Genomic DNA, 17,248 nt, shown 5'->3' with positions numbered 1-17,248 from the left:
ATGGAGCACGGCGAACTGGTGGGCATGCTCACTTTTCGCGAGGTCATCGACACCGTCGCACGCAATGGCGGATCGGTGGGCACGGTGACGGTGCGCAGCGTGATGGACGACCACCCCATGACCTGCACGCCCGAAACCGAGCTGGACCAGGTACGCCCCATGATGCTGGAGCGCCACACCCGTTACATGCCGGTGATGGACAACCGCCTGCTGATGGGCGTGATCAGCTTCTACGATGTGGCCAAGGCCGTGGTCGAGACACAGAGCTTCGAGAACCAGATGCTCAAAGCCTATATCCGCGACTGGCCCGACGAGTCGGGCGCTGCGGCGCAGGGCTGCGCCACCACCGGCTGACGGCACCCGGTGGGTGACGGCGCACTGACCCTACTCGCTGGCCTGCTTGGCGGTCTGGGCCTGTTCATCATGGGCATGGAGCTCATGACGGACGGCCTGCGGCTGGCCGCTGGGCCGGCGCTGGAGCGTATCCTGACTGCCTCCACGCGCACCCGCTGGCGCGGCCTGGCCGCTGGCATCTTGGTGACGGCGCTGGTGCAGTCCTCCAGTGCCGTCACCGTGGCCACGATCGGCTTCGTCAACGCGGGCCTGCTGAACCTGGGGCAGGCGCTGTGGGTGCTATTCGGCGCCAACGTCGGCACCACCATGACGGGCTGGATCGTCGCGCTGCTGGGCTTCGGCATCAAGATCGACGCACTGGCTTTGCCACTCGTCGGGCTGGGAGCGGGCTTGCGCCTGAGCGCGCCGGGCACCCGGCGCGCTGCCCTGGGAACGGCGCTGGTGGGCTTTGGGTTGCTTTTCCTCGGCATCGATGCGCTCAAAGAAGCCTTTGACGGACTGGCGCGCCGCATCGAGCTGCCGGCTGGCATCGGCTGGACGATGGTGCTGGCGCAGCTGGGCATCGGTTTGGTATTGACGGTGCTCATGCAAAGCTCCAGCGCCTCGCTCACGGTCGCGCTCAGCGCCGCGCAGGCCGACCTAATCAGTGCGCAAGGGGCGGCGGCGGTGGTGATTGGTGCCAACATCGGCACCACCGTCACTGCGGTCATCGCGGCCATGGGGGCCACTGCCAATGCGCGCCGCACCGCCAGCGGGCATGTGGTCTTCAACATTCTCACCGGTGTCGTGGCGCTGCTGTTGCTGCCATGGCTGGTGCATGGGCTGCTGCAGATCAAAGCGATGTTGGGCTTGCCGCCATCGCCCGCATTGACGGTGGCTATGTTCCACACCACGTTCAATATACTTGGCGTGGTGCTGATGTGGCCGCTGGCCGATCGGCTGACCGCCTGGCTGCAGCGGCGCTTTGGCCAGGCCGAGGAGGACGAGGCGCGGCCGCGGCATTTGGACCCGACGGTGGTGGCCGTACCGGTTTTGGCGCTGGATGCATTGCGGCGCGAGCTGGCGCGGCTGCGCGGGCTGGCCGCGCGAGCGGTGCGCACGGTCTGGGATTTGCCCGCACTGGGGGGGGTGGCTACTGACGGCCAGAGCGACATGCGCGCGCGACTATCCGGCATATATCGGGCGGTGCATGGGTTGACCCGTGCGGTGGCCGACTTCACAGTGCGGCTGCAGCGCGCCGAGATGTCCGATGACAGCGCAGCACGACTGCCCGACATGCTGCGGGTGGCCCGATATGCCGAAGTCGCAGCGGAACTCACCGATGAGGCGGCCGAGCTCCTGGCCCCCTGGCCCATGCCGCCGGCCGGTGTGCCGGTCCTGGAGTTGGCTGTCTTTCGGTCGCGCTCGCTCGCGCTGCTGGCGCAACTGGACGACCCTGCGCCAGCCCCGGTGGCTCCCGCCATCGAGGCCGCGCTGCGCGAGGCCGAGGATGCCTACGCCGCGCTCAAGGCGGCCTTGCTGCGCGCCGGGGCCGAGGGGCGGCTGGCCATCGAGACGATGGAGGCCTGGCTGGGCGCCTGCAGCGAGCTGCGCCGCAGCCTGCAACAACTGGTCAAGGCCGCCGTGGTGCTGCAGCGCTCGGCCGATACCCGTGCTGCAGGTGGCGGGCAGGCACAGGCGTCTGCGGGATAATCCTGGGCATGAGCGGCAATACCCTGGGCACCCTGTTTCGCGTTACCAACTTCGGCGAGTCGCATGGGCCGGCCATCGGCTGCGTCATCGATGGCTGCCCGCCGGGTTTGCCGTTATCCGAGGCCGACATCCAGCCAGACCTCGACCGGCGCCGGCCGGGCAGCAGCAAGTTCGTCACCCAGCGGCAGGAGGCGGACCAGGTACAAATCCTAAGCGGCGTGTACCAGGGGCGCACCACGGGCACACCGATCGCTTTGTTGATTGCCAATACCAACCAGCGCAGCCAGGATTACGGCGATATCGCCCAAACCTTCCGCCCCGGCCATGCGGACTACACCTACTGGCACAAATACGGTATTCGCGATCCGCGCGGCGGCGGGCGCTCGTCCGCGCGCCTGACCGCGCCCACCGTGGCGGCGGGGGCGGTAGCGCGCAAATGGCTGCGCGCGCAGTTTGGCACCGTGGTGCGGGGCGCCCTGGTCCAGATGGGCACGCTGAACGTGCCGTTCGAATCGTGGGACCATGTCGAGGGCAATCCGTTTTTTGCCCCGGTGGCCGATGTGTCGGCGCTGGAGGCGTATCTGACCGAGGTCCGCAAGGCCGGTGACTCGGTGGGGGCGCGGTTGCGCGTCGTCGCGCAGGGCGCACCAGCCGGGCTGGGCGCGCCGATCTACGGCCGCCTGGACGCCGACATCGCGCACGCGATGATGGGCCTCAACGCCGTCAAGGGTGTGGAAATCGGCGACGGCTTTGCCAGCGTCGCGCAGCGCGGCAGCGAGCACGGCGACGGCATCACTCCCCAGGGCTTTCTGTCCAACCATGCGGGTGGGGTGCTGGGGGGCATCAGTACCGGGCAAGATATCGTCGTCACGCTGGCCATCAAGCCGACCAGTTCCATCCTCGTGCCGCGGCCATCCATCGATACCGAGGGTGAGCCGACGCAGGTCATCACCAAAGGGCGGCACGACCCTTGTGTTGGCATTCGGGCCGTGCCGATCGTAGAAGCGCTGCTTGCGATCGTCCTGATGGATCATGCGCTGCGCCACCGTGCGCAGTGCGGGGATGTGCGCGTCACTCCCGGGCCGGTCGCGGCCGAGGCGCCGGGCGGCGTATCCCGTTCATGAGGGACGGAGCCCCCGTCGATGCCCGGCGTGGGGGCGGGTTGTGGCCCTTCGCAGCCCTCTCGGCAGGGTATTTTGCGCACATCGGCTTTTTCAATCCGTACCTGCCGCTGTGGTTGCAGGAACTGGGCTACGGCCTGTGGGCGATTGGGCTATTGACTTCGCTGCAGTCGGCAACGCGGCTGTTCGCCCCTTACCTTTGGGGGTGGTTGAGCGACCGCAGCGGCGAGCCGGTGCGCTGGCTGCGGGTGTGCGCCGGCGCAGCGCTGGTGCTCTCTTTGGGCTTGTGGTGGCAGCCCGCGCCCGCTTGGCTGCCGCTGGTGTTGTTGCTGATGTTTACCCAAACCAGCGCCATGATGCCACTGTCCGAGACGGCGCTGGCGCATGCCGTCAGCGCCTCGGGCGTATTCGACCCGCGCCGCTATGGCCGTGTGCGCCTGTGGGGGTCGCTGGGCTTTCTGGTGACGGTGCTGGCAGCGGGGGTCTGGTTCGAGCGCCACGGGCTGTCGAGTTTTCCCTTCTGGGCCAACGCAACGCTGGCGCTGGTGGTGGGGGCAGCGTGGGCCATGCCGCGCTGGCGCGACCCCCCGCATACGCACGGCGCAGAGAGCGGGCGCATCTGGCCGGTGTTGCGCCAGCCCGTCGTGGCATGGTTTTTTGCGTCCATGTTTTTCCATGTGCTGGCGCACGTTTTCATCTACATCTTCTTCTCGCTCTATCTGGACCGCCTGGGGTATGGCAAGGGCGTGATCGGTGCGCTGTGGGCCACCGCAGTGGTGGTGGAGATCGCCTGGTTCCTGACCCAGGGACGCTGGCTGCCGCGCCTGGCACTGGGGCAGTGGTTGGTGCTGGCATCGGCCCTGACGGTGGCGCGCATGGCGGCCACCGCCTGGGGGGCCCAATGGCTGGGGGTGCTGTTGCTGGCGCAAGCGGTGCATGCCATCGGCTTTGCTGCCCATCACACGGTATGCATCGCCCTTATCAACCGCCACTTTCCAGGACGGCTGCATGCCCGGGGGCAGGCTCTGTATTCATTGATCGGTTATGGTTGTTCTGGAATCACTGCCGGTGCGCTGGGCGGTTGGCTCAGTAGTCGATACGGGTTGGGCGCGGTCTTCGAGGCAGGCATGATCGCCGCAGCAGCTGCTACAGTAACAGCCGCCATGGTGCTGCGTCTGGGCAATGGATGGCGGAATTGACGCGGTCCTGCACAATGGTGGGCGGAGAATTAACCGAAAGGACGTACGCCGAATAGGACGCCATGTGCCCAGAACGCGAACACCGCCCACGCCCCCAGGCCCGCCACCACGGTGGCTACCGTGGCCGCTAGCGACGTGTCCCGGGCAGCCGGGGGGACCGCGTCTTCTGAGTCATCATCGTCGCCATCGCCGTCGCGGCCGCCGGTGGGCGAGCGGCGCCGTGCTGCGCGGTAGTTGAACACCGCCCATACCAAAAAGCCGCCAAAGAGCAGCACATCGGCCAGCGTACCGTTGGCTAGCAGGTGGGCAAACGCCCACAGCTTGACGGACAGCACCATCGGATGGCCCAACTTCGCCTTGATCGCATTGCCCGGGACATAGGCTGCCACCAGCAGCACGAACGCCAGCAGCGTCAGTAGCGAGGCGGCGTGGCGCATCCCCATCGGCGCAGTCCACAACACGTCCGGGGATTGACGGGCCAAACCATAGCCCCAGACGATCAACCCCAGTCCGATGGCCGACACCAGGGAGTAAATCGCCTTCCATGCGCTCAGGCCAACGCGGTCGATGGTCTGGTTGCGCCAATCATCGGCCACGATGCGCACAGAGTGCACGCCCAAAAACAAAATCAAGCCCAGCACCAACCACTGCATCGCGCACCTCCGGTCCTTCGTGGTTTACAGGCGTTTCGTTCATCATAGCCCGAAGCCCCGGGTTATGGCTCCGAGATCCGTTGAAAACCTATCGCGACGATTGCGAAGACCGACTGCCGCCAATTCGCCGACCCCGGCAAACTTCTTTGCAATCAACAATCAAATCGTGATTGTTGATTTCTATCAGATGCCGAACATCGTGGCGCACTCATGCGGTGCATGCACGGCACGCGGCGCCGATCTCAGCCAACCCGTCCGCAAGGAGATGACCATGAATGCCCGCAACCGCGAAACCGCCGGCCAATGCCCCGTGATGCACGGCGCCCACACGACCGCCGCATCATCCAACACGGCTTGGTGGCCGAATGCCCTGAACCTGGACATCTTGCACCAGCACGACACCAAGACCAATCCGCTGCCCGGCTTCGACTATCGAGCGGCGGTGCGCGAGCTCGACGTGGATGCAATCAAGCGCGACTTGATGGCTTTGATGACCGACAGCCAGCCGTGGTGGCCCGCCGACTGGGGCCACTACGGGGGATTGATGATCCGCATGGCGTGGCATGCGGCGGGGTCGTACCGGGTCGCAGACGGCCGTGGCGGAGCCAACACCGGCAACCAGCGGTTTGCACCGCTCAACGCTTGGCCGGATAACGCCAACCTGGACAAAGCGCGTCGGCTGCTGTGGCCGATCAAGGAAAAATACGGAAACGCAATCAGCTGGGCCGATCTGATCTATGTGAATCCCGAGGGTGTCAACGGCGAGCCGGACCCCTTGCGTACGGCCGCTCAGGTGCGCGAGACCTTTGCCCGCATGGGCATGAATGACGAGGAAACCGTCGCCCTGACCGCGGGCGGACACACCGTCGGCAAGGCGCACGGCAACGGCAGTGCGGCCAATTGGGGCCAGCACCCGAAGCAGCGCCGATGGAGGAACAGGGCTTGGGCTGGATCAACCATACCACTCGCGGGTTCGGGCGCGATACCGTGACCAGTGGTCTGGAAGGGACGTGGACCACGAACCCCACTCGGTGGGATACCGGTTACTTCAAACTGCTGCTCGGCTACGATTGGGCGCTCCAAAAGAGCCCCGCTGGCGCCGGCAATGGGAGCCCATCGGTCTGCGGCCCGAAAATGTGCCGCCAGACGTGGAAGATCCCACCCTGCGCAACCACCGCATCATCATGACCGATGCCGACATGGCGATGAAGGTAGACCCCGTCTACCGGCGGATCTCGGAGCGGTTTGCGGCCGACCAGGCGTATTTCTCGGCAGTATTTGCCCGCGCTTGGTTCAAGCTCACACATCGCGACATGGGGCCGCGTACGCGCTACATCGGTCCCGAAGTGCCCACCGAGGACCTGATTTGGCAAGATCCCGTGCCTGCAGGCTGCACCGACTACGATGTCGCTGCTGTGCGCGCCAGAATCGCTGCTGCGGGGCTGGGCATCGCCGAGCGGGTGGCCACCGCCTGGGACAGTGCCCGCACATTCCGCGGATCCGATTTTCGCGGTGGCGCAAACGGGGCCCGGATCCGACTCGCCCCGCAAAAAGACTGGGCCGGCAACGAGCCCGAACGGCTGGCGCGCGTGTTGCCCATCTATGAGCGCATCGCCGCCGAGACCGGCGCCCGTATGGCCGATGTGATCGTCCTGGCCGGCGGCATGGCCGTAGAAGAGGCCGCCCGTGCGGCTGGCTGCCCGATTGAAGTCCCGTTCGCGCCGGGGCGCGGCGATGCCACGCAGGCACAGACGGATGTCCAGTCGTTTGTCGTGCTGGAGCCCGTGGCCGATGGGTTTCGCAATTGGCTCAAGGCGTACGGTGCAATACAGCCGGAGGAACTGCTGCTCGACCGTGCACAGCTCATGGGTCTGAGCGCGGTGGAGATGACAGTGCTCGTCGGTGGCTTGCGTGTGTTGGGTGCGAACCACGGAGGGGCGGAGCACGAGGTATTCACCGACCGGCCTGGGGTGCTGAGCAACGATTTTTTCGTGCATCTGACCGATATGGCCTATCGCTGGATGCCCACGGGCCGCAACCGCTACGCCATCGTGGATCGGACCACGGGTGAGACCCGCTGGACCGCGACGCGGGTGGATCGGGTGTTTGGCTCCAACGCCGTGTTGCGCCCCTACGCCGAGGTCTATGCCCAAGATGACGGGCGCGAAAAATTCGTGCGCGACTTCGTCGCCGCGTGGGTCAAGGTCATGAACGCCGATCGCTACGACCTGCGGCCCTGATGTCAGCGGCGACGCGGGCGGGCAATTCCATCAAACCTGTTCAGACGGCGAAACGATCAGCCGCAGGCCAGGGGAATTTTCTCGGGTTTGGACCGTGCATCCCAGCCGCAGAGCCATCCGTACGATCGCGGGGTGGCCGTGATGGCACACCATCTGTCGCACCTGCGGCAAATGGCGCAAGGCGTCGCCCAGCAGCGCCGTGCCCAGCCCGCGCCTGCGTAAGGGTTGGGCCACGGACAAGCCGATCTCCCACACCCCCTCATGGACCGTGGGGCACAACTGCAAGGCGGCGCACAGCCCGCCGTCGTACGCCGCCCACGCACCCCACCAAAGGCTATCGCCTTGCATCGCCCGATTGCACCAACCTGCCACGGCCATATCGGTGAGCGAGTGACCAAAGCGCGCTCGGCGGTCATCCTCCGACAAGGACAGCAGATGCAGTTGCACCGCCGGTCTGTGCACTGGCAGCAGCATGCGCAAATCAATCGGACAGGGCCACATAGGTCAGCAGCACCTCGCAGCACCGGCGTGGGTGAGCACCCACGGGGTCGCTGGCGTCCATCACAGCCCGCACGGCGATCGAGCGCCGGCCCACATGTTCCACTCGGCAGCGCACATCGACGACGTCGCCCACGCGAGCGGGGGCGAGAAAGTCCAAACGATCGGCTCTGGCCATCACCAGCGGACGTCGCAGCCGCCGCGTCGCCGCCACGAACCCGCATTTGGCCAACCACGCCATGGCAGGGCCGCCATGGAGCACGCCCCGGTGGTTGACATGGCCGGGAAAGACGATCTCTGCCACGTGGGCATCGCCCTCGTCGACGGTGGTAGCGCGATCCTCGGTCGGCGCAGCGGCATCGGAGTCATCCGCTTCTCGACGCACCATCACGAAGTCCGCTTGCAAACAAGTCTGTCGACTCCCTAGCAGCAGGTCCTCGCCGATGAGGTCACAGCGTACCGTCGCCGAGCGCCGACCCCGGCGGACGATGCGCGCTTGGCATTCGCCCAGATGACCGCTGGGCAATGGGGCGCTGAACTGCACCTGATCGAGAGCCGCGGTCACGACTGCTCCACCCAATTCGCGCGAAGCCAAGATGAAGGCCGCGCGGTCCAGCCATGAGAGTGCAGCCCCGCCAAACAGTGTGCCGTGGTGATTGCACTGGTCTGGCCAGGCCATATCTACCACCGTCAGCGTGCGGTGAACATCGCCGCGCGCGCGCTCCATTTCGGATGCATCGGACATCTTGCGTACTCCGGTTGGCGTCTCCATGCCAGGGCAAGCCAATCGGACGCACGCAAAGCAGCCCGTCGTCCACGCGATCGGGAACGACGGACGTGACGGTGAAAACGGCGTCGCGCTGAGCTCGCTGGGGACACCCCGCCCCGGCACAACCTCTATCGCTGGGCGGCAGGTCTCCTGGCTCTCGGGTCAACGTCGGACAGCAGCCTTCCCAGTCCATAGGACCAGTGGCAACGTCGTGTCCAACTCGCCGATCACAGTTGCGGGGGCAGCCACAGCCTCGATCGTTTCGACCGTTCTGTCGTTCCCTTTTCATCCCGACCGTTCGTGTCGGAAACCGCTCAGCGGCCCCAAGTATAGGCGATGGCTGGGGGCACAGTGCAAAAGGGCCGCGATGCGCGACGGCCCGATGAAAAGCGCCCGCCGAAGCGGCCGTGCAAGGCTGGTGGAGCCGATCATCGCCCCTGGAAGTGCGATATGCCGGGCATCTTCGGTCTCGGCTGTCTCGGCGTGCCGTGGCTGACACGGTGCCGGCGCGGGCGCTTGTGGGGAGTTTTCCTTACAAGCTTTTGGCATGTGTCGCGCTACGGCCTCCGCCCGATACCGCCGGCTGGCCTGGTGGGCGCTTGGGCTGGTTTTCTGGGCCAGTGTCGCGCCGGGTATTGCGCAACTCGCCCTGCGCAGTGGCGATGCCTTGGGCCCGGGCATCGAGATTTGCGCCACCACCGAGGTCGTGCAGTGGAGCGATGCGTCGTCCGACTCCGATCCAGGCGCGGCCGCTTCGTCCTCCTGCGATTGGTGTCGGCTGGATGGACACTGGGCGCTGCCATACAGCGGATCGGGCACGGCCCCGCCCCCCCTGTCGCCCATCGTTTTGGGTGACGAGCGGGATCTCGGGTTGCGACCATGCCACACCACCTTGGTGCACAACGACACAGGCGAATGGGGGATGCGCGGGCAGTTGAGCCATCTGAAGGGGCGCAACCGCAGCACCGGCGATGGGCTCTACCAAATCCTGCCGCTGCATGCCCGTCTGAGTCTGACACACCGCAGCGGTGCTTGGGACAGCGCAGTGGAGATGGTTGCCGCCTGGGCCAAGACCGATGTGTCCCAGGTGCGCAACGAGGTCCGCACCCCGGGCTTTGCCTTGCTCAATGTGCGCACGGCATACCGCCTGGGCCGTGGTAAATTGGAACTGGGCATCGACAACCGGTTCGACCGCCTGTACTACCTGCCCACCGGCGGGGCGTATGTCGGGCAGGGGACCACGATGACCAATCCCAGCCCCCCGAATGTGCCGCAGTGGGGCACGGCGGTACCCGGGCCAGGGCGTACGCTGTGGGTGGCTTACCAACAAAAGTTCTGACCGGCATTGGGCAAGCCACAACGTCAGGCTAGAATGGGGCTGCTCCGGGGTGTCCGCGCAAGCGTGGGCTGAGATGGCACGAGCCAAACCCGTGAACTTGATCCGGTTCATCCCGGCGTAAGAAGAGCAGCTGCGCCCGGGTGGGTGGTTGGGGTAGCGACCCTAGCCGCGCACCCCGCTGGCCCCTAATGGCTAGCCTGGGCTAGGCAGGCGGGCACCCTTCGGAGCATGTTGACCCCCCATCCGAAGGAGACCGCCCCATGAATGCCCCCACCGACCGCTTTCTGGCCAACCAGGCCCAAGTGGATCCCGCCGCCATCGAGCCGCTGCCCCGATCGCGCAAGATCTATGTGCAGGGTTCGCGCCCGGATATCCGCGTGCCGATGCGCGAAATCCAGCAAAGCGACACCCCCGCCGCCTTCGGCGCAGAACCCAATCCTCCCATTTATGTGTACGACACCTCGGGGCCGTACACCGATCCGGCCGTGCGCATCGATATTCGGCGCGGACTGCCGGCGTTGCGCCAGCGCTGGATCGAGGCGCGCCAGGACACCGAGTTGTTGCCTGACCTGAGCAGCGCGTACGGACGAGCCCGCGCTGCCGATCCCCACCTCGACGAAATGCGCTTTCCGGGTCTGCAGCGCCAGCCTCGCCGTGCCAAAGCGGGCGCCAATGTGACGCAGATGCACTATGCCCGCCGCGGCCTCATCACGCCAGAGATGGAGTTCGTCGCCATCCGCGAAAACCTGCGACGGCGCGAATACCTCGAATCGCTACAGGCCGCTGGCCCCACAGGGCGCAAGATGGCCGCCATGATCGGGCGCCAGCACCCCGGCCAAAGCTTCGGCGCCTGTATCCCCGCCGAAATCACCCCCGAGTTCGTGCGCGATGAGGTGGCGCGAGGTCGCGCCATCATTCCCGCCAACATCAACCACCCAGAAAGCGAGCCGATGATCATCGGCCGCCATTTCCTGGTCAAAATCAATGCCAACATCGGCAACAGCGCCATCACCTCCTCCATTCAAGACGAGGTGGACAAGCTCACCTGGGCCATCCGCTGGGGTGCCGATACGGTGATGGACCTGTCGACGGGTCGCCACATCCACGAGACGCGTGAGTGGATCATTCGCAATTCACCCGTACCTATCGGCACCGTGCCGATCTATCAGGCATTGGAGAAAGTGCATGGCAAGGCCGAGGAACTCACCTGGGACATCTTCCGCGATACGCTGATCGAGCAGGCCGAGCAAGGTGTGGATTACTTCACCATCCACGCTGGCGTGCTGCTGCGCTATGTGCCGCTGACCGCCGAGCGCATGACCGGTATCGTCAGCCGCGGCGGCTCCATCATAGCCAAATGGTGTCTGGCCCATCATCAAGAAAACTTCCTCTACACCCATTTCGAGGAAATCTGCGACATCATGAAGGCCTATGACGTGGCCTTCAGCCTGGGCGACGGTCTGCGCCCCGGCTCCATCTACGACGCCAACGACGAGGCCCAACTCGCTGAGCTGCGCACCCTGGGCGAGTTGACGCAAATCGCGTGGAAGCACGATGTGCAGGTGATGATCGAGGGCCCGGGCCATGTGCCGCTGCATCTCATCAAGGAAAACATGGACCTGCAGTTGGCGCAGTGCCACGAAGCACCTTTTTATACCCTGGGGCCGCTGACCACCGACATCGCTCCGGGGTATGACCATATCACCAGTGGCATTGGTGCGGCCACCATCGGCTGGTACGGCGCCGCCATGCTGTGCTATGTCACGCCCAAAGAACACCTGGGTCTGCCCAACAAGCAAGACGTCAAGGAAGGCATCATCACCTACAAGCTGGCGGCGCATGCCGCCGACCTAGCCAAAGGCCATCCGGGCGCGCAGATCCGCGACAACGCACTGTCCAAGGCGCGCTTCGAATTCCGTTGGGAAGATCAGTTCAACTTGGGGCTCGACCCGGACAAGGCGCGCGAATTCCACGACGAGACGCTGCCCAAAGACTCAGCCAAGGTCGCACACTTTTGTTCCATGTGCGGGCCGCACTTTTGCAGCATGAAAATCACACGGGATGTGCGCGACTTCGCCGCGCGACAGGGCGTAGCCGAGGCTGAGGCCCTATCCAGGGGAATGAACATATGAGCCGCCCCTGATTTTTTGGACGCGAATTTGGGGTTAAATCGTGTCTGAGAAAGGGGCTGTGAGATGCTTAAATAGTTGAAGGTGGATGGGGTTGCGCCGGGGTTAAGCGCTGGTCGGTCGGCCGCAGGGCGCTCCTGTCAGGGCGGCCCCGAGCGAAGCGAGGGATACGCGAAGCGCACAGAACAATCCGGTTGAGCGGCTACTTGGTGATGCCCATTGGCGGATCGGCGAACGGGTCATGGAGATCGAGATTCCGATCTGGCAGACTCGCCCTTTACCGGCGAAGGTCATCGCAAGGTCTGGGCGCGGCTGCGTCGGATGCGGGGTATCCGCGTCTCGCGTGCCCGTGTGCTGCGGCTGATGCGCGAGAACCCGGTGCTCTTGCCTCATCGACAGCCCAAGGGTGTTCCCCATCCGCACGACGGCACCCTTATCACGGATCGCCCAAACGACATGTGGGGCACCGATGGCATCCGCATCGAGACCGTCGACGACGCCTGGGTCTGGGTGTTCTCGGCGATCGATCATTTCGATGCTTCTGTGTGGGCATCCATGCGCTCAAGACTGGCAACCGCTTTGCCGCTTTGCAACCGATCACACAGGGCCTGCTGGCTGAGTTCGGGGCCGCCGGCGCCGATGCCAGTCGCGGGCTGGCCCTGCGCATGGACAACGGCACGCATTACTTCGCCGACAACTTCCTCAACCAGGTCAAGTTTCTGGGGCATCGCCCCGAGCGTGGCCTTTGTCGCAGAAGCGCAGACCAACGGAGTGGCCGAGCGCTTCAACCGCACGCTCAAAGCGCAGGCGATCCACGGCCGCGTCTTCAGGGATGTCGAGGAAGGTGCGCGCCGCTGTCACTGCGCTCTAGGATCGTTACGATCGCCATTGGCGTCCCGAGAAGCTGGGCTTCATGTTGACCGGCCGGCCCGGCATCTTCGCCAGCGGCGACATGGTGCCCTCCGAGCGCACCGTGACGGTGGCCGTCGGTCATGGCAAGAAAGCCGCGCGCCACATCGATGCCCGGTTGACAGACAAGACTTACGCAGCGCCAGAAAACCACGAGCTCGCCACCTTCGGCAAGCGCAATTTCTGGTATCACTCAGAAGCGCCGCATTAGGTGCGGCCGATGCTCGACATCCTGCGCCGCCAATGGAGCTTCGACGAAGTGGTGCAGGGCCTGGACGAATCGAACGCCTTGTTCGAGGCGCGCCGCTGTCTTTCCTGCGGCAACTGCTTCGAATGCGACAACTGCTGCGGTGTCTGTCCTGACCATGCGGTCATCAAGCTCGGCCCAGGCAATCGCTATCAATTCCATTACGGTTATTGCAAGGGACGCGGACTGTGCGCGGCGCAATGCCCTTGCGGCGCGATCAGGATGGTGCCGGAGGAAAACCGAGAAGGCGTCGAATTTTCATGCAGCCAGTGTGATCAAGGTCGGCGATGCGTCGCTTATTAGGCAAGGGCATCTCGGTATGCGCCTTGCATGACAGGGTGTGCTTTTTTATTTCGCTTGCTCGATGGTTTAACAGCGTGATCAGCCAGTCGGCGGCTGTGTCACGCGGCTGGGCGTTCGCTGGCGCCGCAGTCGTGGTTGTGGGCGCTCATGACGGTTTGTTCATCGATCCATTCGTACAACTCGAGGGACTCTGGCGCGCGCCTGCTGCAGACACCGCTGCTGCAGCCACCGCAAGCTGTGCTCGCCTGCAGGTGGCGCACGCGGCCCTTGCGTTCGAGGATCGCAAGCATGTCGCGCAGCGCATCGGGCGCGGCGTCCAGGCCTTGGGCCATATCCTGCAGGCTGGCGCGACCGCGCTGTTGCAAATACTCGTTTAATCGCGAGAGGATCATTTCATTCTCCTTCAGACCTTCTGCGTAAGCGGCAAGGCCGGTGCGGTCGACTTCTGGCCATGGTGCCGCAGGACGAGGATCGCGACCGAAAGGGCGGCGCCGACGATGCCGATCCAGATCGCCGATTCCAGTGGATGCTTGTCCCAGGTCGCCATCTGGTAAAAGAGAGTGGAAAGGCCGTAGGCTAAACCGAGCGTCCAGATGCCGACGAAAACCGCCCAGCGCGCGCCGCTTTCTTGGTAGACCGCCGCCAGCGCCGACACGCAGGGCGTGTAGAGCAGGATGAACAGCAGGTAGGCGAAGGCGCCGGCTGCGCCGTCGAAACGCGCCGCCATGGCGCCAAAAGTACCGCTGGAGATGCCCTGTTCTTCGACGAAGGTCTCGGTATCTTCAGCTACCGCCAGACCCAGCGGATCGAGCCAACTGTCCATTGCCGCGGCGAGGTTTGCGGGGATGGTGGCCAAGGCCGCGGACAGACTGTCGGCCAACGAGAACTCTTCGTCATCCCCGCCACCGCCTGCCTCCTCTGCGGCCAGTGCGCCGTAGGTGGCGTTGAGCGTGCCCACCACCACTTCCTTGGCCAGCAAGCCGGTGAAAATGCCGACCGCAGCGGGCCAGTTTTCCTCGGTAAGACCGATGGGGGTGAGGGCGGGGGTCATGGCGCGGCCGATTGCGGCGAGCACGGACTTGTCGCTGTCCTCGTTGCCGAAGCTGCCGTCGGTGCCGACGGCATTGAGAAAACTAATCACCATGACCATGGGCACGATGATGCGGCCAGCCTTGACGACGAAGCCCCTCAGACGCTCCCAGGTGTGGATCAATACGCCTTTCGCGGTCGGCAGGTGGTAGGGCGGCAGTTCCATGATGAAGGGTGAAGCCTCGCCTTTGAGCAACGTGTTCTTCAGCATCAGGCCGGTGGCGACCGCGACGGCGATGCCGATAAGATACAGCGCAAACACCACATTTTGACCGCCCACGGGAAAGAAGGCGGCAGCGAACAGCACATACACAGGCAGGCGCGCACCGCAGGACATGAAGGGGGCCATGGCGATGGTCATCAAGCGGTCGCGGCGATGCTCTAGGGTGCGCGTCGCCATGATCGCCGGCACGTTGCAGCCGAAGCCGACGATGAGCGGCACGAAGGACTTGCCCGGCAGGCCGACCCATCGCATGAAACGATCCATGACGAAGGCGGCGCGCGCCATGTAACCCGAATCCTCCAACACCGAGAGGAACAGGTAGAGGGAGCCGATCACCGGAACAAAAGTCGCCACGGTCTGGAGGCCGCCACCGATGCCGTCGGCCAACATGACTTTCAGCCACTCTGGAAAACCCGCGTAAGCGAGCGCCGCGCCGAAACCGTCGACGAAGATCGCGCCGGCGGCCTGATCGACGAAGTCGATAAAAGCTCCGCCGATTTGTATGGTGAACATGAACATCAGATACATCATCAGCAGGAAGATCGGGATGCCCAGCGCGCGGTTGAGTACGATACGGTCGATGCGGTCGGTAAGGTTGCGGCTGATGCGGCCATCGGCCTGGACGACGGCATTGGCAATACGGTTGGCGAGGCCGTAGCGAGCGTCGGCGACGAGGATATCGAGATCGTCTCCGATCTCGCCGGCAAGACGTGAGGCGGCGGCAACCTGCTCTGCTCCGGCCACCTGGCGCGCCAGGTCGTCACCTTCCAGCAGGCGTACTGCTTGCCAGCGCGTCATGGCGCCAGCGGCGGTGGCGTCGGTTTCGGTCGCGTGCGTCAACGTCTCGATGGCGCGCTCCAGCGCCTCGGCGTAAACGACGCGAACGCCTGGGTGCGGACGCTCCTTGACTGCTCGGGCGATCTCGGCCTTCAGTTCGGGAATACCCTTGCCTTCGGAGGCGATTACCGGCACCACCGGACAGCCGAGCTGGGCGGCCAGCGCCACGGCATCCACATGCATGCCGCGGGCCTTTGCCACGTCGATCATGTTGAGCACCACCAAAAGCGGAACGCCCATCTCGGCGAGCTGAATGGTCAGGTAGAGGTTGCGCTCCAGGTTGGCGGCGTCGACGATGTTGATGATCAGATCTGCTTTCTCCGTCTGCACGTAGTCGCGCGCTATCCTCTCGTCGAGGGAGACCTCGCGGTCTGCGACGTCGAGGGAATAGGTGCCGGGCAGGTCGACGATCTCGAAACGCACACCGTCACGGTGATATTCGCCACTCTTTTTTTCGACTGTGACGCCCGGCCAATTGCCGACGCGCTGCCTCGCGCCGGTGAGCGCATTGAAGAGGGTGGTCTTGCCGCAATTCGGGTTGCCGACCAGGGCGATGGTGTAGTGGGCCTTTGCCAGCATCACAGTTTCTCCACGTCGAGGGCCGCCGCCTCATTCTTGCGCAGCGAGATGTAGCAGCCACGGATGCGGATTTCCACGGGGTCGCCCATTGGGGCGATGCGCACGATATCGATGTGCGAACCAGGGGTCAGGCCGAGGGCCAGCAGCTTGCGCCGGTAGCCGCTGTTCTGGCTGAAGCCGACCACTTTGGCACGGTCGCCGATCTGAAGTTCTCCGAGTGTCGTCATCGCGTTTTCCTCAAGGGTGTCAAGCGGACTTGACAGGCACCACCATGAGCTTGTGCGCCATGCCGCCGCCGAGGGCCAAGCGCGTCTCGCCGCGCATCACCACCACACCGCTGCCTTGGTGCTGGCGCACCACGAGCTCGGCACCGACGTTGAGGCCCATGTCGGTCATGCGCATATCGAGGCCGGCCCCGCCGCGTAGGGCGACGACGCGCACGCGCTCGCCTTCGCTGGCCATCATGAGCGGAAAGGCGGCGGTCCTCTCATTTGCCCTGCTTGTCATGTTCAGAGTTTCCAAGAAAAGCCGGCCTAAGCGAAGCTACGGTCGTTGCCGCAGCCAACGGCGCCCCAGATCTTGAAGCCCTCGGCAATTTCGTAGCGCAGACCGACCGCCTTGTCCGGACCGGCATACGCTTCGCCGAAAATTTCCGCCGTCAGATTGCGTTTTTTCGCGAGCGGATGCTTGTAGCCGACACCCCAGGTGCCGACGCTCTCGCTCTCATCTCCAGCCTTTGTACGCTTGGCACCGAGGTTGAGATGCAACACCTGCCCGCTTTCAAAACGGAAAGTGACGAGGTCGAAGAACGCATATTCCCCCTCGGTGATCGTGTCAAAAGCAAAGCGCTCATCGGCGCGCATGCGGCTCATGTCGGAGCGGACGCCCAGCGACCAGCCGCTGTCGTTTTGGATCGGCACCCACGGGTAGCCGATGCCCGTGCCGCGCAGCTTGGTGGAGGGATCGAGGTCGTGGTCGGTGGCGCGGGCGAGGCCGAGGCCGACTTCCAGGTCGTCGATGGGCGCGAAGCCGAAGACCAGTTCGCCGCCGCGTACCTTGTCGTCGCG

General features: G+C 64.8%; 15 protein-coding genes, 3 pseudogenes and 2 riboswitches. Of the genes and pseudogenes, 9 read left to right on the top strand and 9 right to left on the bottom strand.

Going from position 1 to position 17,248, the window contains the following annotated elements; genetic code table 11:
• The 4 genes from P3W97_RS03155 to P3W97_RS03140 all read left to right on the top strand — a co-directional run.
• Positions 1-354: CBS domain-containing protein (locus P3W97_RS03155; protein ID WP_300843708.1), on the top strand; the 354-nt coding region annotated here is incomplete at its 5' end.
• Positions 355-363: 9 nt separating this feature from the next.
• On the top strand, positions 364-2,046 hold the full coding sequence (locus P3W97_RS03150) for a Na/Pi cotransporter family protein (RefSeq protein ID WP_300843706.1): 1,683 nt from the start codon (positions 364-366) through the stop codon (positions 2,044-2,046).
• Positions 2,047-2,054: 8 nt separating this feature from the next.
• Entirely contained in the window at positions 2,055-3,170 is a 1,116-nt protein-coding gene (gene aroC / locus P3W97_RS03145; protein ID WP_300843705.1) for a chorismate synthase, read from the top strand.
• The gene (locus tag P3W97_RS03140; RefSeq protein WP_300843702.1) at positions 3,167-4,366 is read left to right on the top strand and encodes an MFS transporter; all 1,200 of its coding nucleotides are present in this window, start codon (positions 3,167-3,169) and stop codon (positions 4,364-4,366) included. Before aroC ends, P3W97_RS03140 begins: the two co-directional genes overlap by 4 nt.
• A gap of 29 nt (positions 4,367-4,395) precedes the next feature.
• Here the strand turns inward: P3W97_RS03140 and P3W97_RS03135 are convergent, their stop codons facing one another.
• Positions 4,396-5,019 carry an NnrU family protein gene (locus P3W97_RS03135; protein WP_300843700.1) on the bottom strand — a complete coding sequence of 208 codons (624 nt, stop codon included), beginning with the start codon at positions 5,017-5,019 and terminating at the stop codon, positions 4,396-4,398.
• A 313-nt stretch (positions 5,020-5,332) separates the two neighbouring features.
• Between P3W97_RS03135 and P3W97_RS03130 the strand changes: the two are divergent.
• A pseudogene (locus P3W97_RS03130) lies at positions 5,333-7,259 on the top strand (peroxidase family protein).
• A 30-nt stretch (positions 7,260-7,289) separates the two neighbouring features.
• On the opposite strand, the gene P3W97_RS03125 reads toward P3W97_RS03130, so the two are convergent.
• Positions 7,290-7,706 (bottom strand): GNAT family N-acetyltransferase, encoded by a 417-nt coding sequence (locus tag P3W97_RS03125; RefSeq protein ID WP_300843697.1) that lies wholly within the window; start codon positions 7,704-7,706, stop codon positions 7,290-7,292.
• A gap of 34 nt (positions 7,707-7,740) precedes the next feature.
• Complete coding sequence (locus tag P3W97_RS03120) at positions 7,741-8,502, bottom strand: acyl-CoA thioesterase (protein ID WP_300843694.1); 762 nt, start codon at positions 8,500-8,502, stop codon at positions 7,741-7,743.
• 146 nt (positions 8,503-8,648) lie between these two features.
• Positions 8,649-8,856: riboswitch (cobalamin riboswitch) on the bottom strand.
• Between the two features lie 217 nt (positions 8,857-9,073).
• Here P3W97_RS03120 and P3W97_RS03115 point away from each other — a divergent pair.
• The 3 genes and pseudogenes from P3W97_RS03115 to P3W97_RS11030 all read left to right on the top strand — a co-directional run.
• A complete protein-coding gene (locus P3W97_RS03115) occupies positions 9,074-9,865 on the top strand; it encodes a DUF2946 family protein (RefSeq protein WP_300843691.1) in 792 nt (263 codons plus the stop codon).
• A 35-nt stretch (positions 9,866-9,900) separates the two neighbouring features.
• Positions 9,901-10,006, top strand: a riboswitch (TPP riboswitch).
• 119 nt (positions 10,007-10,125) lie between these two features.
• Positions 10,126-11,997, top strand: a complete 1,872-nt coding sequence (gene thiC / locus P3W97_RS03110) for a phosphomethylpyrimidine synthase ThiC (protein WP_300843688.1) — start codon at positions 10,126-10,128, stop codon at positions 11,995-11,997.
• Positions 11,998-12,213: 216 nt separating this feature from the next.
• Positions 12,214-12,381, top strand: a pseudogene (locus tag P3W97_RS11030) (transposase); the annotation flags it as partial.
• A 140-nt stretch (positions 12,382-12,521) separates the two neighbouring features.
• Here P3W97_RS11030 and P3W97_RS03105 read toward each other — a convergent pair.
• Positions 12,522-12,782: a hypothetical protein gene (locus tag P3W97_RS03105; RefSeq protein WP_300843685.1), complete on the bottom strand. Its 261-nt coding sequence runs from the start codon at positions 12,780-12,782 to the stop codon at positions 12,522-12,524.
• 125 nt (positions 12,783-12,907) lie between these two features.
• On the opposite strand from P3W97_RS03105, the pseudogene P3W97_RS03100 reads away from it, so the two are divergent.
• A pseudogene (locus tag P3W97_RS03100) lies at positions 12,908-13,387 on the top strand (glutamate synthase); the annotation flags it as partial.
• Positions 13,388-13,551: 164 nt separating this feature from the next.
• On the opposite strand, the gene P3W97_RS03095 reads toward P3W97_RS03100, so the two are convergent.
• The 5 genes from P3W97_RS03095 to P3W97_RS03075 form a co-directional block, all read right to left on the bottom strand.
• Positions 13,552-13,845, bottom strand: coding sequence for a FeoC-like transcriptional regulator (locus P3W97_RS03095; protein WP_300843683.1), 294 nt, complete (start codon positions 13,843-13,845; stop codon positions 13,552-13,554).
• Positions 13,846-13,856: 11 nt separating this feature from the next.
• Positions 13,857-16,181: a Fe(2+) transporter permease subunit FeoB gene (gene feoB, locus P3W97_RS03090; protein WP_300843680.1), complete on the bottom strand. Its 2,325-nt coding sequence runs from the start codon at positions 16,179-16,181 to the stop codon at positions 13,857-13,859.
• On the bottom strand, positions 16,181-16,408 hold the full coding sequence (locus P3W97_RS03085; protein ID WP_300843677.1) for a FeoA family protein: 228 nt from the start codon (positions 16,406-16,408) through the stop codon (positions 16,181-16,183). Before P3W97_RS03085 ends, feoB begins: the two co-directional genes overlap by 1 nt.
• 19 nt (positions 16,409-16,427) lie before the next feature.
• Positions 16,428-16,643, bottom strand: a complete 216-nt coding sequence (locus P3W97_RS03080) for a FeoA family protein (protein ID WP_300843676.1) — start codon at positions 16,641-16,643, stop codon at positions 16,428-16,430.
• A gap of 71 nt (positions 16,644-16,714) precedes the next feature.
• On the bottom strand, positions 16,715-17,248 hold a 534-nt coding region (locus P3W97_RS03075), incomplete at its 5' end, for a hypothetical protein (protein ID WP_300843674.1).

Origin of the sequence: Tepidimonas sp., from assembly GCF_029335975.1 — a bacterium.
Taxonomy (GTDB): Bacteria; Pseudomonadota; Gammaproteobacteria; order Burkholderiales; family Burkholderiaceae_C; genus Tepidimonas.
This window is presented reverse-complemented; position numbering and strand designations above follow the sequence as displayed.

Coding starts and splice junctions, on each gene's coding strand:
- P3W97_RS03085 (WP_300843677.1), bottom strand. CDS start 16,408: ATGACGACACTCGGAGAACTTCAGATCGGCGACCGTGCCAAAGTGGTC.
- aroC (WP_300843705.1), top strand. CDS start 2,055: ATGAGCGGCAATACCCTGGGCACCCTGTTTCGCGTTACCAACTTCGGC.
- feoB (WP_300843680.1), bottom strand. CDS start 16,181: ATGCTGGCAAAGGCCCACTACACCATCGCCCTGGTCGGCAACCCGAAT.
- thiC (WP_300843688.1), top strand. CDS start 10,126: ATGAATGCCCCCACCGACCGCTTTCTGGCCAACCAGGCCCAAGTGGAT.
- P3W97_RS03080 (WP_300843676.1), bottom strand. CDS start 16,643: ATGGCCAGCGAAGGCGAGCGCGTGCGCGTCGTCGCCCTACGCGGCGGG.
- P3W97_RS03135 (WP_300843700.1), bottom strand. CDS start 5,019: ATGCAGTGGTTGGTGCTGGGCTTGATTTTGTTTTTGGGCGTGCACTCT.
- P3W97_RS03115 (WP_300843691.1), top strand. CDS start 9,074: ATGTGTCGCGCTACGGCCTCCGCCCGATACCGCCGGCTGGCCTGGTGG.
- P3W97_RS03140 (WP_300843702.1), top strand. CDS start 3,167: ATGAGGGACGGAGCCCCCGTCGATGCCCGGCGTGGGGGCGGGTTGTGG.
- P3W97_RS03095 (WP_300843683.1), bottom strand. CDS start 13,845: ATGATCCTCTCGCGATTAAACGAGTATTTGCAACAGCGCGGTCGCGCC.
- P3W97_RS03120 (WP_300843694.1), bottom strand. CDS start 8,502: ATGTCCGATGCATCCGAAATGGAGCGCGCGCGCGGCGATGTTCACCGC.